The following is a 23,158-nucleotide window of genomic DNA, read 5'->3' as shown; positions in this document are numbered from 1 at the left end:
ATCAGATGCTCCCAATTTTGGCTTCGTTGGCGGTGATCCAGCTCTGCAAATCTTCGTCACTCATCCATTCGGTGTTGTTGTCACTCGCGTAAACAAAACCTTCAGGGACTTTCTTGCCATCCTTGATCCGTTTTGCGCAGCTTGCCCACTCGTTGATCACTGGCAGGATCTTGAAGTGTTCCGGGTACTCGTAGGTGTAATAGGAGTCCTCGGCGCTGATCATCTGCTCATGCAGTTTTTCGCCTGGGCGGATACCGACGATTTTTTGCGTGGCATCCGGTGCAACGACACGGGCAAGATCCGTGACCTTCATGGACGGGATCTTCTTCACGTAGATCTCGCCGCCTTCCATGTCTTCGAAAGCATGCCAAACCAACTCGACGCCCTCTTCCAGAGAGATCATGAACCGGGTCATGCGCTCGTCGGTAATAGGTAGTTCGCCACTGTCCTTGATCGACATGAAGAAGGGGATTACCGAGCCACGCGAGCCCATGACGTTGCCATAGCGCACTACTGCCATGCGGGTCTCGTGGCCACCGGCATAAGAGTTACCGGCAACGAAAAGTTTGTCGGATGCAAGTTTGGTTGCACCGTACAGGTTGATCGGGCTGCTGGCCTTGTCAGTAGACAATGCGACAACGCGCTTGATGCCTTTGTCGATGCAGGCATCGATCAGATTCATGGCGCCGTTGATGTTGGTCTTGATGCACTCGAACGGGTTGTACTCAGCAGTGGGTACGATCTTGGTCGCAGCCGCGTGAACCACATAGTCAACACCATCAAGGGCACGATACAAGCGCTCTTTGTCGCGAACGTCGCCGATAAAGAAACGAACACGCGAATCACCCTCGAACTTTTTGGCCATATCCCACTGTTTCATTTCATCCCGGGAGAAGATGATGATCTTTTTCGGGTTGTACTTGGCCAAGGTCATTGGCACGAAGGTATTCCCGAAAGAGCCAGTACCGCCTGTGATGAGAATGGTTTTGTTGGTGAACATTTAACGCGTCCCTTGGTTGCTTCCTGAATGATGTCAGGATTGGAATAAACGGTAAGGTGCCGGAGCCGGGCAGTAAAGTCACCCATGAGATCCAGCACAATATGAAAAAGAAGCTCAGATACAACCCGTTCAGTAAAGCCAGCAGTGGCTAGGATTACGCAAGCTTCAAATTGTGAGAATGAAAACGCTCATGTCGGTAGTGGCTATGCGTAATCCACCGATCGGGGATATGGCCTAGCGAGGAACACCGTTAAACCCCTTCTGCCGAGCTCATTCACGCTACCGCCCCAGGATTTACCGTTGGCTTCCTGAAAACGCAAACATCTATCATTCATCGCCTCCCTCCTTCGGCGAGCTTGGAATTATTCTATTGCTAAGCAGAAACGATGTTTGCCAACGGCACACTGATTTGCTGTTGACGATTCAGCATATTGACGAGCAGGATAACCCGCTCCGCACCGTCCATTGCCATAAACACGGCGTCAATCTCCGAGAGGCCACTGCCTAGGATGAGGACATTATCGCCGCAACTGAAATTCTTCTTGATTTCGGATTCTGATCGCTGCCGCAACTGGTAAATCAGTTCGTCGGCTACGCGCAATGGCTGCCCACCAAATGCGACCACTCGAGCGATACCGCGAGTCGAACGCAATGGTGCCCAGCTGGAATTGTCAGACATCTGGATGAATAGATACCCAGGGAACAGGGATTCAATGCTTATTTGCCGCTGTCCTCGTACGACGCGTTCGCGTCTACACATCGGACGCGCGCACTCATAGCCTTGTCGACTTAGGTTGTCTTCGGCACGCTCGTCCTGGCGAGGCTTGCATTGCACCAGGTACCAGTTTCGATTCTGAATCATCGGGTATTATGGCAACGCGATTTAGCTTTCATTTCCCCACTCTTCTCAGGCACGTTAGATTGACCGATATTATGCCTGTTATCGTTTCACATGGCTCGTCGATCTGAACGCATACCGCTTCCCGAATCAGCACTGCTTGGGCTGCCGATTTTGCCAATTTCCGCACGCCCGTTGAAACCTCCCACCCTCTCCCTTCAGAGCAAAGCCCCTACGGAGTCACCCTCATGAAAGACAGGAAATCCATTGATGACAAATGAAATATTGGGCACCGCCTAGGATCTTTATTACTGAACCCCATCAAGGGCAGATTCAGCCTGGAGAGCCGTCGACGCTCAACGGCCCCCCCAGGCACCTTGCTCGCTTGCTTAGGCTCACCTTCGAGACGCGCCTGAACATCTCAAGCCTCAGTCAACGACCTCACCAAGCAACTTCGAGATTGACGCAACCGCAGCACGCTCAGCTCGACACCTCAAGCTATTGCGCATAACGCATGAGAAGAGCCCAATTGATGCGCAAACTGGACGATCAATTCGCAACTCGCGCAATCCAAACCCCAGCGGACGTCGAAAAAAGGGAACCGGATGAACTCCATGTGACTGCATGACAACACGCCTAACCACATTCGCGGTGAGCTGATGAGCAATACCCACTGCTAGTGCGATTGCTTTTCCTGCCTTCAACAGCCCGACCTACCTCATTCAGCAAGTCGCTACCTGACGGGGATGTCGCACCCGCCCAGTTCGGGCGCCCTTAAAACACTGCCTCTACTACCGAAAAGGCTCGTGTCGAGGCATTGAGCTACGCGAACGCCCTGCATTCGAATGCAGACTGCACGCCAGGAAAGAACGCAAGCCAAAGCCCACTCTGAACACCGCCATCGCAAACAGCAAACTCTAGCCAGGGGAAGAAAGTCGGCGAATCGCCGCGCGCCTCGACAAGCTTGCAACAAGGTGGAGGGCAACGGTTCCGCTTACTTGCCTCACGTGACTTCCACCATATTATTTTTCGCATAGTACCGAGCAAGAATCGCTGGCGGCACTGCGGTAAGGCCACTTGGAAAGCGAGTTGATCTCGTACAACCAAAGGGCAAAAAAACTACCAAACGATGCGAAAATTACCTCTTGACTGACTCATTTGTTTTTTGACCCTCAGAGATCCGAGTCAACGTGACCCGCATCAAAGCAAGGAGGCCGCCTAACATCAAACCCACAACGATACCCAAAACCACAATAAAAGCTTTTTTCGGTTTTATCGGACTTTCTGGAATCTCAACACTACCATCTTGCCTGTAAACTGAAATGCTTTCAGGATCAATACTCAACTTACGATAAAAACTATATCGCATCTGAAGCGAACGCAAATCTGATATGAAAGCGTCGTCAGAAGCTCTCGACTCGAGCGCATTCACTTCCGCAGTCAAGGCTTTACTACCTCGCTGGTAATCCATTTTATTACCTGTTTCCACTGTTATATCAACAGCCGCCGTGGAGTTTATACTCGGACTAGTGAGACCAATTGCTTCAGCGATTTTTAGTGCCTCACGCAACTGCTGAATCCGATCTTCACGTATTCGCTGCGCATTCTCGCGCAAACCGACAATACGCTGCTCAAGATTACGAGCTCTTACCGCAGCCTCAGCCGAAACGTTCTTGATCAGCTCGGACTCCGCTGCCTCACTGGCGCGCGCAACATAAGCCTTCGCCCATTCCGTAGCTCGAACGGGATCTCCTCCCTGGACCGTTACCGAATAGCGGTCCGGTGTATCTTTACCAGGCCCCTTTATCACTAACTCTCGAGAAAAACGCTCATACAAACGGTCGAGGGCGCCCTTTCGCTGAGACTCATCAAGTGAAGGAAGATAAACCTCATTGAAGAATTTCTGACGAAGAGATTCACCCTGTAAGTTTCGGGCAAATACGTCATAGACATGCTTGATGGAATAAGGATCCAGCTCAGTGCTTTTCCCTCGACCATAGTTCAACTCAGCAATTCCGTTCTGAGTAGGCGGCATGATAAAAAGCTGGGCTTGATAAACCGGCTTACTGAGATACGCATAAGCAGCTGCCCCCGAGGTAACCAATAAGGTGACCCCAATAATCAACCACTTTTGTGCCCATAACCCACGCACAAGTGCAACCAGATCGATCTCATCGGTGCTCTGGTTTTCAATAGAATTATTTGACATGGGCGATTCCGCCTCCTTTTTTTGGCATTGCGTCTGCAGACACGCCGAGCTTATTAAAAGGCAAGACAGGCACAGCCCCGAAGAGCATATCGGTAAACCGAATCAAGTTAAATTTGAACAAAACGCACCCAAAGTCAGAAAAAATTATTGGCCGTGATCCTTACACCAAGACGACTGGGCTCACATATCCATTATTTTGGCCGTCTGCGCATTCCCAGGAACCACGCAAGCGACGGCCCGATCATCATACCAGCGAGAAGCGCCAGGATCACGAAAACCGAGACAGGAAGCTGCGGAGCTGACCAACCCAGAAACAGGAGTGCGACAGGCTGGTTGTTTTCAAGCACGAACAGGACGATAGCCGAGGCCACGAGCAGCGCAAGTACGACAAGGGCTAGACGTTTAAAGTTCCGCATGAGAATTCCTTTGTTTTAGCGCTCCGTCAGAGCTCATCCCCCTCCTCCTCATTCACACGATCCCTAAGCTCCTTACCAGGTTTGAAATGAGGAACAAACTTTCCGTCAAGACTGACAGACTGGCCGGTCTTCGGATTACGACCTACCCGCGGAGCTCGGTAATGCAGGGAAAAGCTGCCAAAACCACGGATTTCAATACGATCCCCCGTCGCCAGGCACTGGGACATTTGTTCAAGCATGGTCTTGATGGCCAGCTCCACATCCTTGGATGAGAGTAGCCCTTGATGGGTGACAATTCGTTCGATCAACTCCGACTTCGTCATATTTTTCCCTTCTTTTTCAAGCAGCTAGGAAAATCGCTTGAAAAGGTTTTAGCATGACCGGAGGGATTTGAACAGCCCAAGTATTGACATTCTTCTTTGCTCCCTTGTCGCCTCTTTCCATGCAGATAGGGAGATTTTCTCAAGCTATCGACAGATGACCAGCATCGTGCGAGTCAGATAGCCAGCGGGATTGAAACCAAAAGGGTACTGATCGTCATCCTTGGCATCGTCTGATCGGGTAATGACCTTGTAGCCAGCACCCTGGCACTCCCTTGCAGCCCTCTTATGGCACTTCTCCCAGCCAGAGCCCAATCCTGAACAGTCGACCTCGATACCGCTGACTCCACGCACTGCATGAGTCTTGGCGCTCGTAGAGCAACCCGCCAATACCAAGACACCCAACACCAAAAAGAGCCTGTTCATTCAGTTCCTTTAGACAGAGACCCGGATCGATCATTTATACAAATCAGAGCCTGGCCCTGATTGGATTAATGATCTGCTTCATAAAAGAGACACCTTGGTTGCAAGGTTGGTTTCGCAACGCCCCGAATGAACTCCACCATCGACAACGGCTTATAGGGAGCAGAGCGCTTGTAGATATTGCGCCCACAAAAAAGGGCGACCGAAGTCGCCCTTTTTCTATGGTCTGACAGAACTCAGTTCTGTTTTTCCATTTGTGCACGCAACAGGTCGCCCAGAGTGGTAGGACCAGCAGCAATGTCAGCAGCTGGCTTGTCGCGCAGGCTCTGGATTGCTTCTTTCTCTTCAGCATCGTCTTTCGACTTGATGGAGAGCTGGATTACGCGGCTCTTGCGGTCAACGCTGATGATCTTGGCTTCTACTTCTTCGCCTTCTTTCAGCACGTTGCGCGCGTCTTCAACGCGGTCACGGCTGATTTCGGAGGCTTTCAGAGTCGCTTCGATATCGTCGGCCAGGGTGATGATGGCGCCTTTGGCGTCAACTTCTTTCACGATGCCCTTAACGATTGCGCCTTTGTCGTTCTCTTGAACGTACTCGGAGAACGGATCGCTTTCCAGTTGCTTGATACCCAGGGAGATGCGCTCGCGCTCTGGGTCAACCGACAGGATAACGGTGTCCAGCTCGTCGCCCTTCTTGAAACGACGTACGGCTTCTTCGCCCACTTCGTTCCAGGAGATGTCGGACAGGTGAACCAGGCCGTCGATGCCGCCGTCCAGACCAATGAAGATACCGAAATCGGTGATCGACTTGATGGTGCCGGAGATTTTATCGCCCTTGTTGAACTGGCCAGAGAAGTCTTCCCATGGGTTGGACTTGCACTGCTTGATGCCGAGGGAGATACGACGACGCTCTTCGTCGATGTCCAGAACCATGACTTCCACTTCGTCGCCGACTTGTACGACTTTCGAAGGGTGGATGTTCTTGTTGGTCCAGTCCATTTCGGAAACGTGCACCAGGCCTTCAACGCCTTCTTCCAGCTCAGCGAAGCAGCCGTAGTCGGTCAGGTTGGTAACACGAGCGGTGACGCGGGTGCCTTCTGGGTAACGGGCTTTGATAGCAACCCATGGGTCTTCGCCCAGTTGCTTCAGGCCCAGGGAAACACGATTGCGCTCGCGATCGTACTTCAGAACCTTGACATCGATCTCGTCGCCAACGTTGACGATTTCCGAAGGATGCTTGATACGCTTCCAGGCCATGTCGGTGATGTGCAGCAGGCCATCGACGCCACCCAGATCGACGAATGCGCCGTAATCGGTGAGGTTCTTGACGATACCCTTGACCTGCTGGCCTTCCTGCAGCGATTCCAGCAGAGCTTCACGCTCGGCGGAGTTCTCGGCTTCCAGGACACTGCGACGGGAAACGACAACGTTGTTGCGCTTCTGGTCCAGCTTGATGACCTTGAATTCCAGCTCTTTGCCTTCCAGGTGCGTGGTGTCGCGCACTGGACGGACGTCAACCAGGGAACCTGGCAGGAACGCACGGATGCCGTTAACGTCGACAGTGAAGCCGCCTTTAACCTTACCGTTGATAACGCCCTTGACCACTTCCTCAGCTGCGAAGGCCGCTTCCAGAACGATCCAGCATTCAGCGCGCTTGGCTTTTTCACGGGACAGCTTGGTTTCACCGAAACCATCTTCAACCGAGTCCAGCGCAACGTGAACTTCATCACCAACATTGATGTTCAGTTCGCCAGCGTCGTTGTAGAACTGCTCAAGCGGGATGAGTGCTTCAGACTTCAGACCAGCGTGAACGGTTACCCAGCGAGCTTGGTAATCGATATCAACGATAACGCCGGTGATGATGGAGCCTGCCTGAAGGTTCAGGGTTTTCAAGCTTTCTTCAAAGAGTTCCGCAAAGCTTTCGCTCATTTTAATTCCTGTTGATTAGGGCGAAGAATACGCCCGCCTCCACACCCCAGACGGTGTGGGTTAGTTTCATATAAAAGAAGCACCGCAGGACTATGACTGGTCCCCTGCGGAGCTTCCTGGTCACCCGGCGATATCGCGAATGGCGATCTCGCTCATGATGCGTTGCAACACCTGATCGATGGACAACTCCGTGGAATCCAGCTGTATCGCATCGGCCGCCGGTTTGAGCGGGGCCACTGCGCGCTGGGTGTCACGCTCATCGCGTGCACGGATCTCATCTAGCAGACTCGACAGACTAACATCCTCGCCTTTGCCCTTCAACTGCAAATATCGGCGACGCGCCCGCTCCTCCGCACTGGCGGTGAGGAAAATCTTCAGCGGCGCGTCGGGAAATACCACAGTGCCCATGTCGCGACCATCGGCCACCAGCCCCGGAGGCTCCTGGAAGGCGCGCTGGCGTTGCAGCAAGGCTTCGCGCACCGCCGGCAGCGCGGCGACCTGGGAGGCCCCGGCGCCCACGCTTTCGGTACGGATGACGTCGCTGACTTCGTCACCCTCCAGAATGATGCGCTGGAGCTGACCGTCGGTCGCCGCGATGAATTGCACGTCCAGATGAGCCGCCAATGCCTTGAGCAACTCTTCATTGGTCAAGTCGACGCCATGGTTGGCGGCGGCGAATGCCAGCAGACGGTACAAGGCACCCGAATCGAGCAGGTTCCAGCCCAACTGCCTGGCCAGGATTCCGGCGACGGTGCCCTTGCCCGAACCGCTTGGGCCATCGATGGTGATGACCGGTGCCTTGATGTTCACGACTGTGCCTCTTGCGCTACTCGGATACCGACCTGTGCGCACAGCGCCAGGAAGTTCGGGAACGACGTCGCGACGTTGGCGCAATCATGGATGCGAATCGGCGCACTGGCGCGCAAAGACGCAACACTGAAGGCCATGGCGATACGGTGATCGCCGTGGCCATGGACTTCGCCGCCGCCGATCTGGCCGCCGTCGATGATGATGCCGTCCGGCGTTGGCTGGCACTTGACGCCCAGGGCGAGCAAGCCATCAGCCATCACCTGGATACGATCCGATTCCTTGACCCGCAGCTCTTCGGCGCCAGTCAACACAGTGCGCCCTTCTGCACAGGCGGCCGCCACGAACAGCACCGGGAATTCGTCGATAGCCAGTGGGACCAACGCCTCGGGAATCTTGATACCCTTGAGTTTAGCTGCTCGTACGTGCAAGTCCGCTACTGGCTCGCCGCCGACTTCACGCTGATTTTCCAGCGTGATGTCGGCACCCATCAGGCGCAGGATGTCGATCACGCCAGTACGGGTCGGATTGATGCCGACGTGTTCGAGCACCAGGTCGGAGCCTTCGGCAATCGAAGCGGCCACCAGGAAGAAGGCGGACGAGGAGATATCGCCCGGCACTTCGATGTGGGTCGCGGACAGCTTGCTGCCAGACTCGACGGACGCCGTGGCGCCATCGACAGTGACTGGATAGCCGAAGCCGCGCAGCATGCGCTCGGTGTGGTCGCGGGTCGGAGCCGGTTCGGTGACGGTGGTCTTGCCTTCGGCATAGAGGCCGGCCAGCAGCAGACAGGATTTCACCTGGGCACTGGCCATCGGCATGGTGTAGGTCAGGCCCTTGAGCTTGTGGCCACCGCGAATGGTCATCGGCGGACGACCGTCGGCGGCCGTCTCGATGACCGCGCCCATTTCCCGCAACGGGTTGGCGACGCGATTCATCGGGCGCTTGGACAGCGAGGCGTCGCCGGTCAGGGTGCTGTCGAAGTCCTGGGCGGCCAGCAGGCCGGACAACAGGCGCATCGAGGTCCCGGAGTTACCCAGGTAGATCGGCCCCGGGGCAGGCTTGAGGCCGTGCAGGCCGACACCATGGATGGTCACGCGGCCGTGGTGCGGGCCTTCGATGACCACGCCCATATCGCGAAACGCTTGCAACGTCGCCAGGGCATCTTCGCCCTCGAGGAAGCCTTCCACCTCGGTCACGCCTTCGGCCAGGGAGCCGAGCATGATCGAACGGTGGGAAATCGATTTATCGCCCGGTACACGAATACGCCCACTCAGGGAGCCACCAGGTTGTGCCAGGAAAATCAGATCATTGGAGTTCATAGCGTCCACATAGGCCCGACGGGCCAGGATTTTACTGAAATGCTCGCGGGCCACCCTGGCGCGCGTGAAAACGCCCAGCAATTGGTGCCCGTCCCCTGCATCGACCGCGTCGCGCAAGGCGTCGAGATCGCTGCGAAATGTATCGAGTGTGCGCAAGACAGCTTCGCGGTTGGCGAGGAAGATGTCGTGCCACATGACCGGGTCGCTTCCAGCGATTCTCGTGAAATCGCGGAAACCGCCGGCAGCGTAACGGAAGATCTCAAGATTTTCATTGCGTTTGGCCAACGAATCCACCAGGCCGAACGCCAACAGGTGCGGCAAATGGCTGGTAGCGGCCAACACTTCATCATGACGCTCGACCTGCATGTGCTCGACATCGGCGCCCAGTTCGCGCCACAAACGGTCAACCACCGCCAGCGCGGCTGGATCCGTCTGGTCCAGCGGCGTGAGGATCACTTTGTGACGACGAAACAGTTCGGCGTTGGAGGCTTCCACCCCGCTCTGCTCGGAACCGGCAATCGGATGACCGGGCACGAAACGCGCCGGCATTCCGCCGAAAGCCTCGGTAGCCGCGCGCACGACATTACCCTTGGCGCTGCCAACGTCGGTCAGAATCGCTTGCCCCAGGTTCATGGTCGCCAGGCGCGCCAGCAGCTTTTCCATGGCCAGGATCGGCACCGCCAGCTGGATCACGTCCGCGCCCTGGCAGGCGATCGCCAGGTCATCCTCGCAGCGATCGACCACACCCAGCTCCACGGCCAGCTTGCGCGACTGCGGATCCAGGTCGACACCGACCACTTCGCGGCACAGGCCGCTTTCACGCAAGCCCTTGGCGAACGAACCACCGATCAACCCCAGGCCAACCACCACCAGGCGACCGATCATAGGGGCAGCAGGTTGCAGCGAGGTGACATCAACCACGAACCAGGGCCTTGCTCAACGCCTCAAGGAAACGGCTGTTTTCCGCTGGCAGGCCAATGGTGATGCGCAAGTGGTTCGGCATGCCGTAATTGGCCACCGGACGCACGATCACGCCTTCGCGCAACAACCCCTGGTACACCGGTGCGGCGACACGCCCCAGGTCGACGCAGATGAAATTGCCTTTGGATGGAATCCAGCCCAAGCCCAGCTCAAGCAACCCCGCTTCCAACTGCTGCATACCGGCCGCGTTCAGGCGACGACTTTCCGCCAGGTAATCCTCATCCTGCAATGCCGCACAAGCAGCGGCCAAGGCAAAACTGTTGACGTTGAATGGCTGGCGCACGCGGTTCAGCACATCGGCCACCACAGCAGTGGACAAGCCGTAGCCAACCCGTAGTGAAGCCAGGCCGTAGGCTTTGGAGAACGTGCGCGAAACCAGCAGGTTCGGGTAGGCCGCGAGGAAATCCAGGCCATCGGGCAAATCACTGCCTTCGGCGTATTCGATGTAGGCCTCGTCCAGCACCACCAGCACGTGCGCGGGCACGTCTTGCAGGAAGTCGTCCAGGGCCTGGGCATCGAACCAGGTGCCGGTCGGATTGTTCGGGTTGGCAATGAAAACCACCCGGGTGTTGACGTCGATGGCGGCCAGCATGGCCGGCAGATCGTGCCCCCAATCCTTGGCCGGAACCACATGGGCATCGGCGCCGACGGCCTGGGTGGCAATCGGATAGACCGCAAACGCATGTTCGCTGAACACAGCGTTGAGACCTGGCGCCAGGTATGCACGGGCGACCAGCTCAAGAATGTCGTTGGAGCCATTGCCCAGTGTCACCTGGTTCAGCTCGACGCCACAGCGCTCGGCCAGCAGGCTTTTCAATGCAAACCCATTGCCATCGGGGTAGCGGGTCAGCTCGGCCAATTCGTCGCGGATCGCCGCCAGCGCCTTGGGGCTCGCACCCAGCGGATTTTCGTTGCTCGCCAACTTGACGATGCTGGCCGGATCCAGGTCCAGCTCGCGGGCCAGTTCGTCCACGGGTTTGCCCGGAACGTAAGGCGAGAGTTGTTGCACGCCTGGCTGAGCCAGAGCGAGGAAGTTGCCACTCATTTGCTATCCGCCCTTAAAGAACTGCCTTGGGGTAGGAACCCAGCACCTTGAGTGCCACTGCTTCCTGACTGATTTTTTCCAGCACACCTTTTACCAGTGGATCACGGTGGTGGCCGACAAAATCGATGAAGAACACGTAGGTCCATTTACCGCTGCGCGACGGACGGGTCTCGATCCGCGTCAGGTCGATACCGTTGTCATGGAACGGCACCAGCAGTTCATGGAGCGCGCCGGGCTTGTTGCTCATGGACACGATGATCGAGGTCTTGTCGTCGCCGGTCGGCGGCACTTCCTGGCTGCCGATCATCAGGAACCGCGTGGAGTTGTCCGGGCGGTCCTCGATTTTCTCGGCCAGGCGAGTCAGCCCATAGAGGCCGGCCGCCATGTCGCCAGCGATCGCCGCCGAGTTCCACTCGCCCTTGACCCGCTTGGCCGCTTCGGCGTTGCTCGATACAGCCACGCGCTCGACGTTCGGGTAATGGGCGTCCAGCCACTTGCGGCACTGGGCCAACGACTGGGCGTGGGAATAGATCCGGCTGATGCTGTCAGTCTTGGTGTTCTCGCCGACCAACAGGTGGTGGTGGATACGCAGCTCGACTTCGCCGCAGATCACCATGTCATGCTCGAGGAAGCTGTCCAGCGTGTGGTTGACCGCGCCTTCGGTGGAGTTCTCCACCGGCACCACGCCGAAATTCACGGCCCCGGCCGCCACTTCACGGAAGACTTCGTCGATGGCCGCCATCGGCTTGCTGATCACGGCGTGGCCGAAGTGTTTCATGGCGGCAGCCTGGGTGAAGGTGCCTTCCGGGCCCAGGTAGGCGACCTTCAGTGGCTGCTCGAGGGCCAGGCACGAAGACATGATTTCGCGGAACAGACGCGCCATCTCTTCGTTGCCCAGCGGCCCCTTGTTGCGCTCCATGACACGCTTGAGCACCTGCGCTTCACGCTCGGGGCGATAGAACACTGGTACTTCGCCTTCGGCCAGGGAAGCCATCTTCACCCGGGCGACTTCCTGGGCGCAGCGCGCGCGCTCGCTGATCAGCTCCAGGACCTTTTCGTCCAGGGCATCGATGCGCAGGCGCAGCGCCTTGAGTTCTTGCTCAGACATCAGCCATGTTCCTTCTCGAACTCTGCCATGTAGGCGATCAGCGCATTGACGGCGTTGATGTCGACGGCGTTATAGATGGAAGCGCGCATGCCACCGACCGAACGATGGCCCTTGAGGTTCAGCAGGCCACGTTCGTCGGCACCGACCAGGAACGGCTTGTCCAGACGGTCATCGGCCAGGCGGAACGGCACGTTCATCCACGAACGATCGGTCTTGTTGATCGGGTTGCTGTAGAGGCCGCTGGCATCGATGAAGTCATATAGCGTGCGCTGCTTCACTTCGTTGAGCTTGCCGATGGCTTCGACACCGCCCTGCTCTTTCAGCCATTCGAACACCAGGCCGGACAGATACCAGGCCAGGGTCGGCGGCGTGTTGTACATCGAGCCGTTGTCGGCCGCGACCTTGTAGTTGAGCATGGTCGGGCACAGGGAACGGGCGCGACCCAGCAGGTCTTCGCGAATGATGCTGACCAGGATGCCGCTCGGGCCGATGTTCTTCTGCGCTCCGGCGTAGATCATGCCGAAACGGGAGATATCCACAGGACGCGAGAGAATGTCCGAGGACATATCGGCCACCAGGGGCACGTCGCCGGTTTCCGGGATCCAGTTGAATTCCAGGCCACCGATGGTTTCGTTCGGCGCGTAGTGAACATAGGCCGCGTCCTTGGACAGCTTCCACTCGTTCTGGCCGGGAATCGCGAAGTAGTCGTAGGGCTTGGCGGTAGCCGCCACATTGACGTGACCGTAGCGCGAAGCTTCTTCGATGGCTTTCTGCGACCAGATACCGGTGTCGATGTAGTCGGCGCTGCCGCTTTCCGGCAGCAGGTTCAGCGGAACCTGGGCGAACTGCTGGCTGGCGCCGCCCTGCAGGAACAACACCTTGTAATTGGACGGGATGTTCAGCAGATCACGCAGGTCCTGCTCGGCCTTGGTGGCAATGGACACGAACTCATCGCTGCGATGGCTCATTTCCATGACGGACAGGCCCTTGCCATGCCAGTCGAGAAGTTCACCCTGGGCACGTTTCAGGACCGCTTCAGGCAACGCCGCCGGGCCGGCACAGAAGTTATAGGCTCTCTTGCTCACATCCAATCTCGCTCTGATCTGGTGGTTCACGCAATTAATACGGTATCAGGTGGTGCGCATTGTGGACCTAGGGCGGGAGAGCAAAGGTGTGGGAGCAAGGCTTGCCCGCGATAGCAGACTGTCATCCAACATTGATGTTGACTGGTCTACCGCCATCGCGGGCAAGCCTTGCTCCCACAAGCTTTGCTCCCACACAAGCCTTGCTCTCACAAAGCTGCAATTTGATACGAAATTTCAAACAGAACAAACAACAAGGGGGCGAATCTTCATCCGCCCCCTGCGTGTCCGCTTAGTCCTGCGGTTCTTCTTCGTCTGCGGCAGCGTCGAGCGATTGGTCGCCGGTCACATCGTCGACATCGGCGCCCAGGGCACCGTCGAACACCGCGCCATCCTCGCCTTCCAGCTCCTCGCCCTCGACTTCCGACGGTTCCTGGACCCGCTCAAGCCCTACCAGCGTTTCGTCGCTGGCCAGCTTGATCAGCGTCACACCCTGGGTGTTACGACCCAGGCTCGACACTTCAGCGACTCGCGTACGCACCAAGGTGCCCTGGTCGGAGATCAACATGATCTCCTCGCCATCGAGCACCTGGACGGCGCCGACCAGGCGGCCGTTACGCTCGTTGCTGACCATGGCGATCACGCCCTGGCCGCCACGCTTGTACTCAGGGAACTCGCTGATGGCCGTGCGCTTGCCATAACCACGCGCCGAAGCGGTGAGGATCTGGCTGCCTTCTTCAGGGATCAGCATGGAAATCAGTTTCTGGCCTTCCGGCAGGCGCATGCCGCGTACACCGCGGGCGGTACGGCCCATGGCACGAACATCGGACTCCTTGAAGCGAGTCACCTTGCCACCGTCGGAGAACAGCATCACTTCACGCTCGCCATCGGTGATGGCAGCGGAAATCAGCACGTCGCCTTCGTCCAGCTCCAGTGCGATCAGGCCGACACTGCGCTGGCGGCTGAAGGATTCCAGCGGGGTCTTCTTCACGGTGCCGTTGGCGGTAGCCATGAAGATGTAGTGACCCTCGGTGTACTCCTCCACCGGCAGCATGGTGGTGATGTATTCACCATCGTCCAGCGGCAGCAGGTTGACCAGCGGACGGCCGCGGGCGGCACGGGACGCTTCCGGGATTTCGTAGGTCTTGAGCCAGTACACCTTGCCCTTGCTGGAGAACAGCAGCAGCGTAGTGTGACTGTTGGCGACCAGCAGGTGAGCGATGTAGTCCTCGTCCTTGACGCCTGTCGCCGACTTGCCTTTGCCACCGCGACGCTGGGCCTGGTAGGCAGCCAGCGGCTGGGTCTTGGCGTAGCCGCCATGGGAAATGGTCACCACGCGCTCTTCTTCCGGGATCATGTCACCCAGGGTCAGGTCCAGGCGCGCATCGAGGATCTCGGTGCGGCGCACGTCGCCGTATTCGGCGCGGATCACTTCCAGCTCTTCGCGGATCACTTCCATCAGGCGCGTGGCGCTGTTGAGGATGCGGATCAGCTCACCGATCTGGTTGAGGATTTCCTGGTACTCGGCCAGCAGCTTCTCATGCTCCAGTCCGGTCAGGCGGTGCAGGCGCAGTTCAAGGATGGCTTGCGCCTGTTCCGGGGACAGGAAGTACTTGCCATCGCGCAGGCCGTATTGCGGATCAAGGTTCTCCGGGCGGCACGAATCGGCGCCGGCGCGCTCGACCATTGCCACCACCGCGGAGGACTCCCAAGGAGTGCTGACCAGCGCTTCCTTGGCTTCCGACGGCGTTGGCGAAGCCTTGATCAAGGCGATCACCGGGTCGATGTTCGACAGGGCAACGGCCTGGCCTTCGAGAATGTGACCACGCTCGCGAGCCTTGCGCAGTTCGAACACCGTGCGACGGGTGACCACTTCGCGGCGGTGACGCACGAAGGCTTCCAGCAGGTCCTTGAGGTTCAGGATCCGCGGACGGCCGTCGATCAGCGCGACGATGTTGATACCGAACACGCTTTGCAGCTGGGTCTGGGCGTAGAGGTTGTTGAGGATCACCTCAGGCACTTCGCCACGACGCAACTCGATCACGACGCGCATGCCGTCCTTGTCGGATTCGTCACGCAGCTCGGTGATGCCTTCGAGCTTCTTCTCTTTCACCAGCTCGGCGATCTTCTCGATCAGGCGAGCCTTGTTCAGTTGGTACGGCAGCTCGGTGATGACGATCTGCTGGCGACCGCCAACCTTGTCGATGTCTTCGACGGTCGAACGGGCACGCATGTAAATGCGGCCACGACCGGTGCGGTAGGCCTCGATGATGCCGGCACGACCATTGATGATCGCGGCGGTCGGAAAGTCCGGGCCCGGGATGTACTGCATCAGCTCATCGACGGTCAGCTCGGGATTGTCGATGAGGGCCAGGCAACCGTCGATGACTTCACCGAGGTTGTGCGGCGGGATGTTGGTCGCCATGCCCACGGCGATACCGCTGGAGCCGTTGACCAGCAGGTTCGGGATACGGGTCGGCATGACCGCCGGGATCATTTCGGTGCCGTCGTAGTTCGGCACCCAGTCCACGGTTTCCTTGTGCAGGTCGGCCAGCAGTTCGTGGGCCAGCTTGGTCATGCGCACTTCGGTGTATCGCATGGCCGCGGCGTTGTCGCCGTCCACGGAACCGAAGTTGCCCTGGCCGTCTACCAGCAGGTAGCGCAAGGAGAATGGCTGCGCCATACGAACGATGGTGTCGTACACGGCAGTGTCGCCGTGGGGGTGATACTTACCGATCACGTCGCCGACGACACGGGCGGATTTCTTGTACGGCTTGTTGAAGTCGTTGCCCAGTTCGCTCATCGCGAACAGCACGCGCCGGTGCACGGGCTTCAAGCCATCGCGCGCATCCGGCAGCGCCCGCCCGACGATTACGCTCATTGCGTAGTCGAGGTAGGACTGTTTCAGCTCGTCTTCGATATTGACCGGGAGGATTTCTTTGGCCAGTTCGCCCATGAGAAGCCTGATTCCTTTTTCTGGTGAAACCTCGTCACATCCAGATGGGACGAACGAAGCTCGCCGCTGCAGAACAAGTGCCGTGCAGCGACTTACGACAAATCAACGAGTTATGCCATGGATCTGCGCAGTAAAGGCCACCTCGCGAGGCAGCCCTGGAAACCGCCGGATGTTATCACAAGAGCCGCCACGCACCTATCCCCCAGATGCGCATGGTGCGTAGTTAGTTGACCGGTGACAGGCTGATATGGGACCAGAGGGGCTCAGAAGCGCTGTGGATGAAGAATTGAAGGGCAAATGCAAGGCATTTGTTGACTTTCTGGACTCTATCGCGAGCAGGCTCGCCCCCACAGGGAGTTTTGGTGTGCCCAGGATTCAGGACATAACACCGATCCAATGTGTGAGCGAGCCTGCTCGCGATAGCGCTATGCCTGACGACAAGCGGCTCAGTGCAACCGCTTGCGGCACATCAGCTGCGCCAGCTTCGCGGAATCCGGGCGCTCGATGATGCCCTTTTCCGTGACGATGACATCAATCAGGTCCGCCGGGGTGACATCGAATACCGGATTGAAGGCATCCACATCCGCGCCGAGCCACTTGCCACCGATTTCCAACAGTTCGCGCCCATCACACTCCTCGATCGGGATGTCATCCCCGCTGGCCAGGCTCATGTCGATGGTCGAGCTCGGCGCCACCACCATGAAGCGTACGCCATGGTGCATGGCGCAGACCGCCAGTTGATAAGTGCCGATCTTGTTCGCTACGTCACCATTGGCGGCGATGCAATCGGCACCGACGATCACCCAGGTCACACCCTTGGTCTTCATGATGTGGGCTGCAGCGGAATCGGCGTTGAGGGTCACCGGGATGCCCTCACGAGCCATCTCCCATGCCGTCAGGCGCGAGCCCTGCAGCCATGGACGGGTTTCGTCGGCATAGACCCGCTCGACCATGCCTTCGATATACGCACCACGGATGACCCCCAAGGCCGTGCCGAAGCCGCCGGTCGCCAGGGCGCCGGTGTTGGAATGGGTCAGGATGGCCTGGGCATTGCCCTGGTGCTTGCGGATCAGGTCGACACCGAGCTGGGCCATGGTCAGGTTGGCTTCACGGTCACTCTCGTGGATCGCGATGGCTTCGGCCTCAAGCACAGCCAGCGGCTCGGCGTGCTCTTTCAAGCGCCCCAGCCGATCGCGCATCCGGTCCAGCGCCCAGAAGAGGTTCGCCGCCGTCGGCCGGGCCTCGGCCAGCAAGGCAAAATCAGCCTCCAGCGCCGCTTGCCAGTTATCCCCCTCAGCCATCCTGGCCCGCGCTGCCAGCACGACGCCATAGGCCGCACTGATGCCGATGACCGGTGCGCCGCGCACCACCCTCGAGCCAATGGCCTCGGCCACATCGGCGGCACGGGTGCAAGCAATCCAGTTTTCCTCGAACGGCAAGCTACGCTGATCCAGCAGGTACAGGACGCCATCGCGCCAATCGATGGCTTTCACCTTCTCCGCAGCCAATAGTCGATCGCGCATCCTTCACCCCGCACTCATGAACAAAAGCCGCCGATTATAGCGATCCCTCCGCGAAGACGCTCGGGTATACTTCGCCATCCTTTATACCCCATGGAACCGTTCCACGATGCCCAAGCCTGCCGTTGCGCTCGACTTATTATTGCTGCCGACCTGGTTGGTGCCTGTCGAACCCGCCGGTGTGGTGCTCAAGGACCATGGCCTGGGCATTCGCGACGGTTGCATCGTGTTCATCGGCCCCCGAGCCGAAGCCCTGAAGTGCGACGCCGCACAGGTCCGCGAGCTGCCCGGCATGCTGCTCAGCCCCGGCCTGATCAATGCCCACGGCCACGCGGCCATGACCCTGTTTCGCGGCCTGGCCGATGACTTGCCCTTGATGACCTGGCTCGAACAGCACATCTGGCCGGCAGAAGCCAAATGGGTCGATGAAGATTTCGTCCGCGATGGCACCGACCTGGCAATCGCCGAGCAGATCAAGGGCGGCATCACTTGCTTCTCCGACATGTATTTCTACCCCAAGGTCGCCAGCGAGTGCGTCCACGACAGTGGCATTCGTGCGCAAATCGCCATTCCGATCCTCGACTTTCCGATCCCCGGTGCCGCCAGTGCCGACGAAGCCATTCGTCAGGGCATCGAATTGTTTGGCGACCTCAAGCACCATCCGCGGATCAAAGTCGCATTCGGCCCGCACGCGCCCTACACGGTGGGCGACGAGAACCTGGAGAAAATCCGCGTGATAGCCGAGGAGCTGGACGCGGCCATTCATATGCATGTCCACGAAACCGCCTTCGAAGTACAGCAGGCTGTGGATAACACCGCTGAGCGGCCGATGGCGCGCCTGGGACGACTGGGTCTGCTGGGGCCACGCTTCCAGGCCGTGCACATGACTCAGATCAGCGACGAAGACCAGGCCTTGCTGGTAGAAAGCAATTGCAGCGTGATTCATTGCCCCGAATCGAACCTGAAGCTGGCCAGCGGCTTCTGCCCGGTGGAGCGCCTGTGGCAGGCCGGCGTCAATGTCGCCCTCGGTACCGACGGCGCGGCGAGCAACAACGACCTGGATCTGCTCGGCGAAACCCGCACCGCCGCCCTACTGGCCAAGGCCGTCGCCGGCTCGGCCACCGCCCTGGATGCCCATCGGGCACTGCGCATGGCCACGCTCAATGGCGCCCGGGCGCTGGGCATCGAGGCGACAGTCGGCTCGCTGGAAGTGGGCAAGGCCGCCGACCTGGTGGCCTTCGATCTGTCGGGACTGGCCCAGCAGCCGATCTACGACCCGGTGTCGCAGTTGATCTATGCCACCGGTCGCGATTGCGTCAAACACCTGTGGGTGGGCGGCAAGCCGTTACTGGAGGATGGCCGGCTGACTCGCATGGACGAATCAAGCCTGATCGCCAGGGCCCAGGCCTGGGGTCGCCGCATCAGCGGTCACAACGAATAACCACGCCCCTTGAGCCGCGGCTCGGGGCACCTGATTTTCCAAGCTTTTCGAGGATCTGCACATGAGCAACGTCGACCACGCCGAAATCGCCAAATTCGAAGCCCTGGCCCATCGCTGGTGGGACCGTGAAAGCGAATTCAAACCGCTGCATGACATCAACCCGCTGCGGGTCAACTGGATTGACGAACGGGTCAACCTGGCCGGCAAGAAGGTCCTCGACGTCGGTTGCGGCGGCGGCATCCTCAGCGAGGCCATGGCCCAGCGCGGGGCGACGGTAATGGGCATCGACATGGGCGAAGCGCCGCTGGCGGTTGCGCAACTGCACCAGCTGGAATCCGGCGTCAACGTGGAATACCGGCAGATCACCGCCGAAGCCCTGGCCGAAGAAATGCCCGGTCAATTCGACGTGGTCACCTGCCTGGAAATGCTCGAACACGTGCCAGACCCGTCCTCGGTCATCCGCGCTTGCTTTAGCATGGTCAAGCCCGGCGGCCAGGTGTTCTTCTCCACGATCAACCGCAACCCGAAAGCCTACTTGTTCGCCATCATCGGCGCCGAATACATCATGAAGCTGCTGCCACGCGGCACCCACGACTTCAAGAAATTCATCCGCCCTTCCGAGCTGGGCGCCTGGAGCCGCATGGCCGGGCTGACCGTCAAGGACATCATTGGCCTGACCTACAACCCGCTGACCAAGCACTACAAGCTGGCCGCCGATGTTGACGTCAACTACATGGTCCAGACCCTGCGCGAGGAGTAAGTCGATGCGTCTCAAAGCGGTTCTTTTCGACATGGACGGCACGCTGCTCGACACCGCGCCGGATTTCATCGCCATCTGCCAGGCCATGCGCGCCGACCGTGGCTTGCCACCGATGAACACGCAGCACATTCGCGACGAGATTTCCGGCGGCGCCCGGGCGATGGTCGCGGTGACCTTTTCCATGGACCCGGAATCACCGGGGTTCGAGGACCTGCGCCAGGAATTCCTCGACCGCTACCTCAAGGGTTGCGCGGTCCACAGCCACCTGTTCGACGGCATGGCCCAGGTGCTGGCCGATATCGAAGCGGCCAACCTGATCTGGGGCGTGGTCACCAACAAACCGGTGCGTTTCGCCGAACCGATCATGCAGCAACTGGGCCTGGCCGAGCGTTCGAAAGTGCTGATCTGCCCTGACCACGTGAAAAACAGCAAGCCGGACCCGGAACCGCTGACCCTGGCGTGCAAGCTGCTCGACCTGGACCCGGCCAGCGTGTTGTTCGTGGGCGATGACCTGCGGGACATCGAGTCCGGCCGCAGCGCCGGCACCAAGACCTGCGCGGTGACCTACGGCTACATCCACCCGGACGACAACCCCCGGCACTGGGGCGCGGATGTGGTGATCGATCACCCGTTGGCGCTGCGCGAGGTGCTGGATAACGCGTTGTGCAGTTGCTGATCTGACTGTTCTTGTGGTGACGGGATTTTTGTGGGAGCAAGGCTTGCCCGCGATGAAGGCGATGCGGTCTTTCAGAAATCGCGACGCCTGTTCGCGAGCAAGCCCTGCTCCCACAGCCTACTCCCACATAGCGGGGAAAATCCCCTCGCCACACAGCGTCTGCCAACAGATTGACTTGTTGAGGTTTTTTTATGTTTGATTATTCCGCCCGCCCCGACCTGCTCAATGGCCGGGTGATTCTGGTCACCGGCGCCGGTCGCGGGATCGGTGCCGCTGCGGCGAAAGCCTACGCCGCCCACGGTGCCACTGTGCTGTTGCTGGGCAAGACCGAAGCCAACCTGACCCAGGTCTACGATGAGATCGAGGCGGCCGGTCATCCGCAGCCAGCGGTGATCCCGTTCAACCTCGAAACGGCGTTGCCTCATCAGTACGATGAACTGGCGGCGATGATCGAAACCGAGTTCGGTCATCTGGACGGCCTGCTGCACAACGCCTCGATCATCGGCCCGCGCACACCGCTGGAACAGTTGTCCGGCGAGAACTTCATGCGCGTGATGCATGTGAACGTCAACGCCATGTTCATGCTCACCAGCACCTTGCTGCCCCTGCTCAAGCTGTCCAAGGACGCCTCCGTGGTATTCACTTCCAGCAGCGTCGGGCGCAAGGGCCGGGCGTACTGGGGCGCCTATGGCGTGTCCAAGTTCGCCACCGAAGGGCTGATGCAGACCCTGGCCGACGAAGTCGATACCGTCGCCGCAGTGCGCGCCAACAGCATCAACCCCGGCGCTACCCGCACCAGCATGCGTGCCCAGGCCTATCCAGGGGAAAACCCACTCAACAATCCGACGCCTGAAGAGATCATGCCGGTCTATCTGTACCTCATGGGCCCGGACAGTACCGGTATCAACGGCCAAGCCTTCAACGCGCAATAACTGCCTTTCTCCGCGTCGCGACGATTTACCGTCGCGACGCGGGCTCCTTCAATAGCCTGCCAGGCGAAACGCCAAGTCCACGCCGCCCAAATGCTGGCGCGGCGCTCGCTCATAAGCATCAATTCATTGATTTCTCTAGATTTTTATTCTAATGAACTGAATGGCACGACTTTCGCTCTAAATATCCTCAAACACGCCATGTTCGGCGGGGAACGGACGTTGAGACGAGTCTTACGCCTGACAGGGAAAGCGGTCTAAACTCAAATCAGATGTCCTACGGGACTGAAGGATCAGTACGACACGCTACCTTAAGCGGCATCACCCAGCCCGGCAGGACAGATTTAGCTTAGGGGCTAACGCCAAATGAAAACGCCCACCCAGATCAACGCGATAGACTTCGACAGCGCCAAGTTGCAGCGCCTGGGCTTCGGCCAGCCGTCGCCACTCGTGCCACGCTCGGTCAGCCTTTCGCAATTGCGCAAGCAACTGGGCCAACAATTGCAGACCAGCCTGGAACCACAACGCATCCTGGGCCTGTTTTTCCGGGAAGTTCAGCGATTGGTGCCCCTGGATGCATTGGCCTATCAACACAAGCCCAGCGATCTGCGTCTCGAACTCGGGCAGCGGGGCCATCACACCCTCAGCTACAACCTCAGCCATGAAGGCGAACACTTGGGCGAGTTGGTATTCCGGCGCAACCAACGCTTCTCTGAGGCGGAACAGGCCGACTTGGAATCGGTGCTCTCGACATTGCTGTATCCATTGCGCAACGCGCTGCTTTATCGAGCCGCCACTCAAAGCGCGCTGCGCGATCCGCTGACCGGCACCGGTAACCGCATCGCCATGGACCAGACCCTGGTTCGTGAAATCGACATGGCCAGGCGGCATCTACAACCCTTGTCGCTGCTGATGCTCGACATCGATCATTTCAAGCGTATCAACGACAGCCATGGGCATGGCGTCGGCGACGAAGTGCTCAAGGCCGTGGCCGAGTCGATCAAGAGCCAACTGCGCAATGTGGACATGGTGTTCAGGTTCGGCGGTGAAGAATTTCTGATTCTGCTGGCCAATACCAGCCGCGACGCTGCGGCCATGGTCGGTGAACGGCTGCGTTATGCCGCCCAGGCCCAGGATTATTTCGCCGCTGGCACACGGATCGAACTGACGGTGAGCCTGGGTTGCGCGACGTTGCTACCGGGGGAGTCTTCGGAAAGCCTGCTACGCAGGGCCGACAGCGCGCTGTACGTCGCCAAGCGCGAAGGCCGCAATCGGCTGGCGATGGCAGGCTGAAAATAACTGTGGGAGCGAGCTTGCTCGCGATAGTGGTCTAGCCGTCAACCTCCCCGTCGACTGCCAGGCCTCTTCGCGAGCAGGCTCGCTCCCACATGGGTGCA

General features: G+C 58.8%; 19 protein-coding genes. 5 read left to right on the top strand and 14 right to left on the bottom strand.

Annotated features, from left to right (window positions below):
* Nucleotide 1: 1 nt before the first annotated feature.
* The 14 genes from pseB to mtnA form a co-directional block, all read right to left on the bottom strand.
* Nucleotides 2–1,000, bottom strand: coding sequence for a UDP-N-acetylglucosamine 4,6-dehydratase (inverting) (pseB, locus tag PBDP_RS08340; RefSeq protein WP_046063026.1), 999 nt, complete (start codon nt 998–1,000; stop codon nt 2–4).
* Between the two features lie 373 nt (nt 1,001–1,373).
* Nucleotides 1,374–1,862, bottom strand: coding sequence for a transcription/translation regulatory transformer protein RfaH (rfaH, locus tag PBDP_RS08335; protein ID WP_200899333.1), 489 nt, complete (start codon nt 1,860–1,862; stop codon nt 1,374–1,376).
* 1,114 nt (nt 1,863–2,976) lie between these two features.
* Nucleotides 2,977–4,047 carry an LPS O-antigen chain length determinant protein WzzB gene (locus tag PBDP_RS08330; RefSeq protein WP_212802070.1) on the bottom strand — a complete coding sequence of 357 codons (1,071 nt, stop codon included), beginning with the start codon at nt 4,045–4,047 and terminating at the stop codon, nt 2,977–2,979.
* 191 nt (nt 4,048–4,238) lie between these two features.
* The gene (locus tag PBDP_RS08325) at nt 4,239–4,463 is read right to left on the bottom strand and encodes a lipopolysaccharide assembly protein LapA domain-containing protein (protein ID WP_212802069.1); all 225 of its coding nucleotides are present in this window, start codon (nt 4,461–4,463) and stop codon (nt 4,239–4,241) included.
* A 26-nt stretch (nt 4,464–4,489) separates the two neighbouring features.
* On the bottom strand, nt 4,490–4,786 hold the full coding sequence (gene ihfB / locus PBDP_RS08320; protein ID WP_003199243.1) for an integration host factor subunit beta: 297 nt from the start codon (nt 4,784–4,786) through the stop codon (nt 4,490–4,492).
* 144 nt (nt 4,787–4,930) lie between these two features.
* Entirely contained in the window at nt 4,931–5,209 is a 279-nt protein-coding gene (locus tag PBDP_RS08315) for a hypothetical protein (protein WP_212802068.1), read from the bottom strand.
* Between the two features lie 233 nt (nt 5,210–5,442).
* A complete protein-coding gene (gene rpsA, locus PBDP_RS08310; protein WP_053120388.1) occupies nt 5,443–7,134 on the bottom strand; it encodes a 30S ribosomal protein S1 in 1,692 nt (563 codons plus the stop codon).
* 120 nt (nt 7,135–7,254) lie between these two features.
* Entirely contained in the window at nt 7,255–7,944 is a 690-nt protein-coding gene (gene cmk, locus PBDP_RS08305; RefSeq protein ID WP_014337227.1) for a (d)CMP kinase, read from the bottom strand.
* The gene (locus PBDP_RS08300) at nt 7,941–10,148 is read right to left on the bottom strand and encodes a bifunctional prephenate dehydrogenase/3-phosphoshikimate 1-carboxyvinyltransferase (RefSeq protein ID WP_249411859.1); all 2,208 of its coding nucleotides are present in this window, start codon (nt 10,146–10,148) and stop codon (nt 7,941–7,943) included. The genes cmk and PBDP_RS08300 overlap by 4 nt, the downstream gene beginning before the upstream one ends.
* 28 nt (nt 10,149–10,176) lie before the next feature.
* A complete protein-coding gene (gene hisC / locus PBDP_RS08295; RefSeq protein ID WP_109751398.1) occupies nt 10,177–11,289 on the bottom strand; it encodes a histidinol-phosphate transaminase in 1,113 nt (370 codons plus the stop codon).
* Between the two features lie 13 nt (nt 11,290–11,302).
* Nucleotides 11,303–12,397, bottom strand: a complete 1,095-nt coding sequence (pheA, locus tag PBDP_RS08290; protein WP_003199233.1) for a prephenate dehydratase — start codon at nt 12,395–12,397, stop codon at nt 11,303–11,305.
* Entirely contained in the window at nt 12,397–13,482 is a 1,086-nt protein-coding gene (gene serC, locus PBDP_RS08285) for a 3-phosphoserine/phosphohydroxythreonine transaminase (RefSeq protein WP_109751397.1), read from the bottom strand. Before serC ends, pheA begins: the two co-directional genes overlap by 1 nt.
* Nucleotides 13,483–13,771: 289 nt before the next feature.
* A complete protein-coding gene (gene gyrA / locus PBDP_RS08280; RefSeq protein ID WP_109751396.1) occupies nt 13,772–16,435 on the bottom strand; it encodes a DNA gyrase subunit A in 2,664 nt (887 codons plus the stop codon).
* A 446-nt stretch (nt 16,436–16,881) separates the two neighbouring features.
* The gene (gene mtnA, locus PBDP_RS08275) at nt 16,882–17,958 is read right to left on the bottom strand and encodes an S-methyl-5-thioribose-1-phosphate isomerase (protein ID WP_212802067.1); all 1,077 of its coding nucleotides are present in this window, start codon (nt 17,956–17,958) and stop codon (nt 16,882–16,884) included.
* Nucleotides 17,959–18,064: 106 nt separating this feature from the next.
* Between mtnA and PBDP_RS08270 the strand changes: the two genes are divergently transcribed.
* From PBDP_RS08270 to PBDP_RS08250, 5 genes are all read left to right on the top strand, one after another.
* Complete coding sequence (locus tag PBDP_RS08270) at nt 18,065–19,396, top strand: TRZ/ATZ family hydrolase (protein ID WP_163854825.1); 1,332 nt, start codon at nt 18,065–18,067, stop codon at nt 19,394–19,396.
* 61 nt (nt 19,397–19,457) lie between these two features.
* Entirely contained in the window at nt 19,458–20,156 is a 699-nt protein-coding gene (gene ubiG / locus PBDP_RS08265; protein ID WP_109751393.1) for a bifunctional 2-polyprenyl-6-hydroxyphenol methylase/3-demethylubiquinol 3-O-methyltransferase UbiG, read from the top strand.
* A gap of 4 nt (nt 20,157–20,160) precedes the next feature.
* The gene (gene mupP, locus PBDP_RS08260; RefSeq protein ID WP_109751392.1) at nt 20,161–20,832 is read left to right on the top strand and encodes an N-acetylmuramic acid 6-phosphate phosphatase MupP; all 672 of its coding nucleotides are present in this window, start codon (nt 20,161–20,163) and stop codon (nt 20,830–20,832) included.
* A gap of 191 nt (nt 20,833–21,023) precedes the next feature.
* On the top strand, nt 21,024–21,764 hold the full coding sequence (locus tag PBDP_RS08255) for a YciK family oxidoreductase (RefSeq protein WP_109751391.1): 741 nt from the start codon (nt 21,024–21,026) through the stop codon (nt 21,762–21,764).
* Between the two features lie 363 nt (nt 21,765–22,127).
* Nucleotides 22,128–23,054, top strand: coding sequence for a GGDEF domain-containing protein (locus PBDP_RS08250; RefSeq protein ID WP_109751390.1), 927 nt, complete (start codon nt 22,128–22,130; stop codon nt 23,052–23,054).
* Nucleotides 23,055–23,158 lie beyond the last annotated feature (104 nt).

The sequence above is a fragment of the Pseudomonas sp. St290 genome (assembly GCF_018325805.1).
GTDB classification, from domain to species: Bacteria; Pseudomonadota; Gammaproteobacteria; order Pseudomonadales; family Pseudomonadaceae; genus Aquipseudomonas; species Aquipseudomonas bijieensis.
Note: the sequence above shows the minus strand (reverse complement) of the source record. Positions and strands in the feature narration are given on the sequence as shown.

Excerpts from the sequence above, each read along its gene's own strand:
- mtnA (WP_212802067.1), bottom strand. The coding sequence starts at position 17,958 with ATGCGCGATCGACTATTGGCTGCGGAGAAGGTGAAAGCCATCGATTGG.
- rfaH (WP_200899333.1), bottom strand. The coding sequence starts at position 1,862 with ATGATTCAGAATCGAAACTGGTACCTGGTGCAATGCAAGCCTCGCCAG.
- PBDP_RS08330 (WP_212802070.1), bottom strand. The coding sequence starts at position 4,047 with ATGTCAAATAATTCTATTGAAAACCAGAGCACCGATGAGATCGATCTG.
- pseB (WP_046063026.1), bottom strand. The coding sequence starts at position 1,000 with ATGTTCACCAACAAAACCATTCTCATCACAGGCGGTACTGGCTCTTTC.
- hisC (WP_109751398.1), bottom strand. The coding sequence starts at position 11,289 with ATGAGTGGCAACTTCCTCGCTCTGGCTCAGCCAGGCGTGCAACAACTC.
- PBDP_RS08255 (WP_109751391.1), top strand. The coding sequence starts at position 21,024 with ATGTTTGATTATTCCGCCCGCCCCGACCTGCTCAATGGCCGGGTGATT.
- PBDP_RS08270 (WP_163854825.1), top strand. The coding sequence starts at position 18,065 with ATGCCCAAGCCTGCCGTTGCGCTCGACTTATTATTGCTGCCGACCTGG.
- PBDP_RS08325 (WP_212802069.1), bottom strand. The coding sequence starts at position 4,463 with ATGCGGAACTTTAAACGTCTAGCCCTTGTCGTACTTGCGCTGCTCGTG.
- PBDP_RS08250 (WP_109751390.1), top strand. The coding sequence starts at position 22,128 with ATGAAAACGCCCACCCAGATCAACGCGATAGACTTCGACAGCGCCAAG.
- ihfB (WP_003199243.1), bottom strand. The coding sequence starts at position 4,786 with ATGACGAAGTCGGAGTTGATCGAACGAATTGTCACCCATCAAGGGCTA.
- rpsA (WP_053120388.1), bottom strand. The coding sequence starts at position 7,134 with ATGAGCGAAAGCTTTGCGGAACTCTTTGAAGAAAGCTTGAAAACCCTG.
- PBDP_RS08315 (WP_212802068.1), bottom strand. The coding sequence starts at position 5,209 with ATGAACAGGCTCTTTTTGGTGTTGGGTGTCTTGGTATTGGCGGGTTGC.
- PBDP_RS08300 (WP_249411859.1), bottom strand. The coding sequence starts at position 10,148 with ATGATCGGTCGCCTGGTGGTGGTTGGCCTGGGGTTGATCGGTGGTTCG.
- ubiG (WP_109751393.1), top strand. The coding sequence starts at position 19,458 with ATGAGCAACGTCGACCACGCCGAAATCGCCAAATTCGAAGCCCTGGCC.
- pheA (WP_003199233.1), bottom strand. The coding sequence starts at position 12,397 with ATGTCTGAGCAAGAACTCAAGGCGCTGCGCCTGCGCATCGATGCCCTG.
- gyrA (WP_109751396.1), bottom strand. The coding sequence starts at position 16,435 with ATGGGCGAACTGGCCAAAGAAATCCTCCCGGTCAATATCGAAGACGAG.
- mupP (WP_109751392.1), top strand. The coding sequence starts at position 20,161 with ATGCGTCTCAAAGCGGTTCTTTTCGACATGGACGGCACGCTGCTCGAC.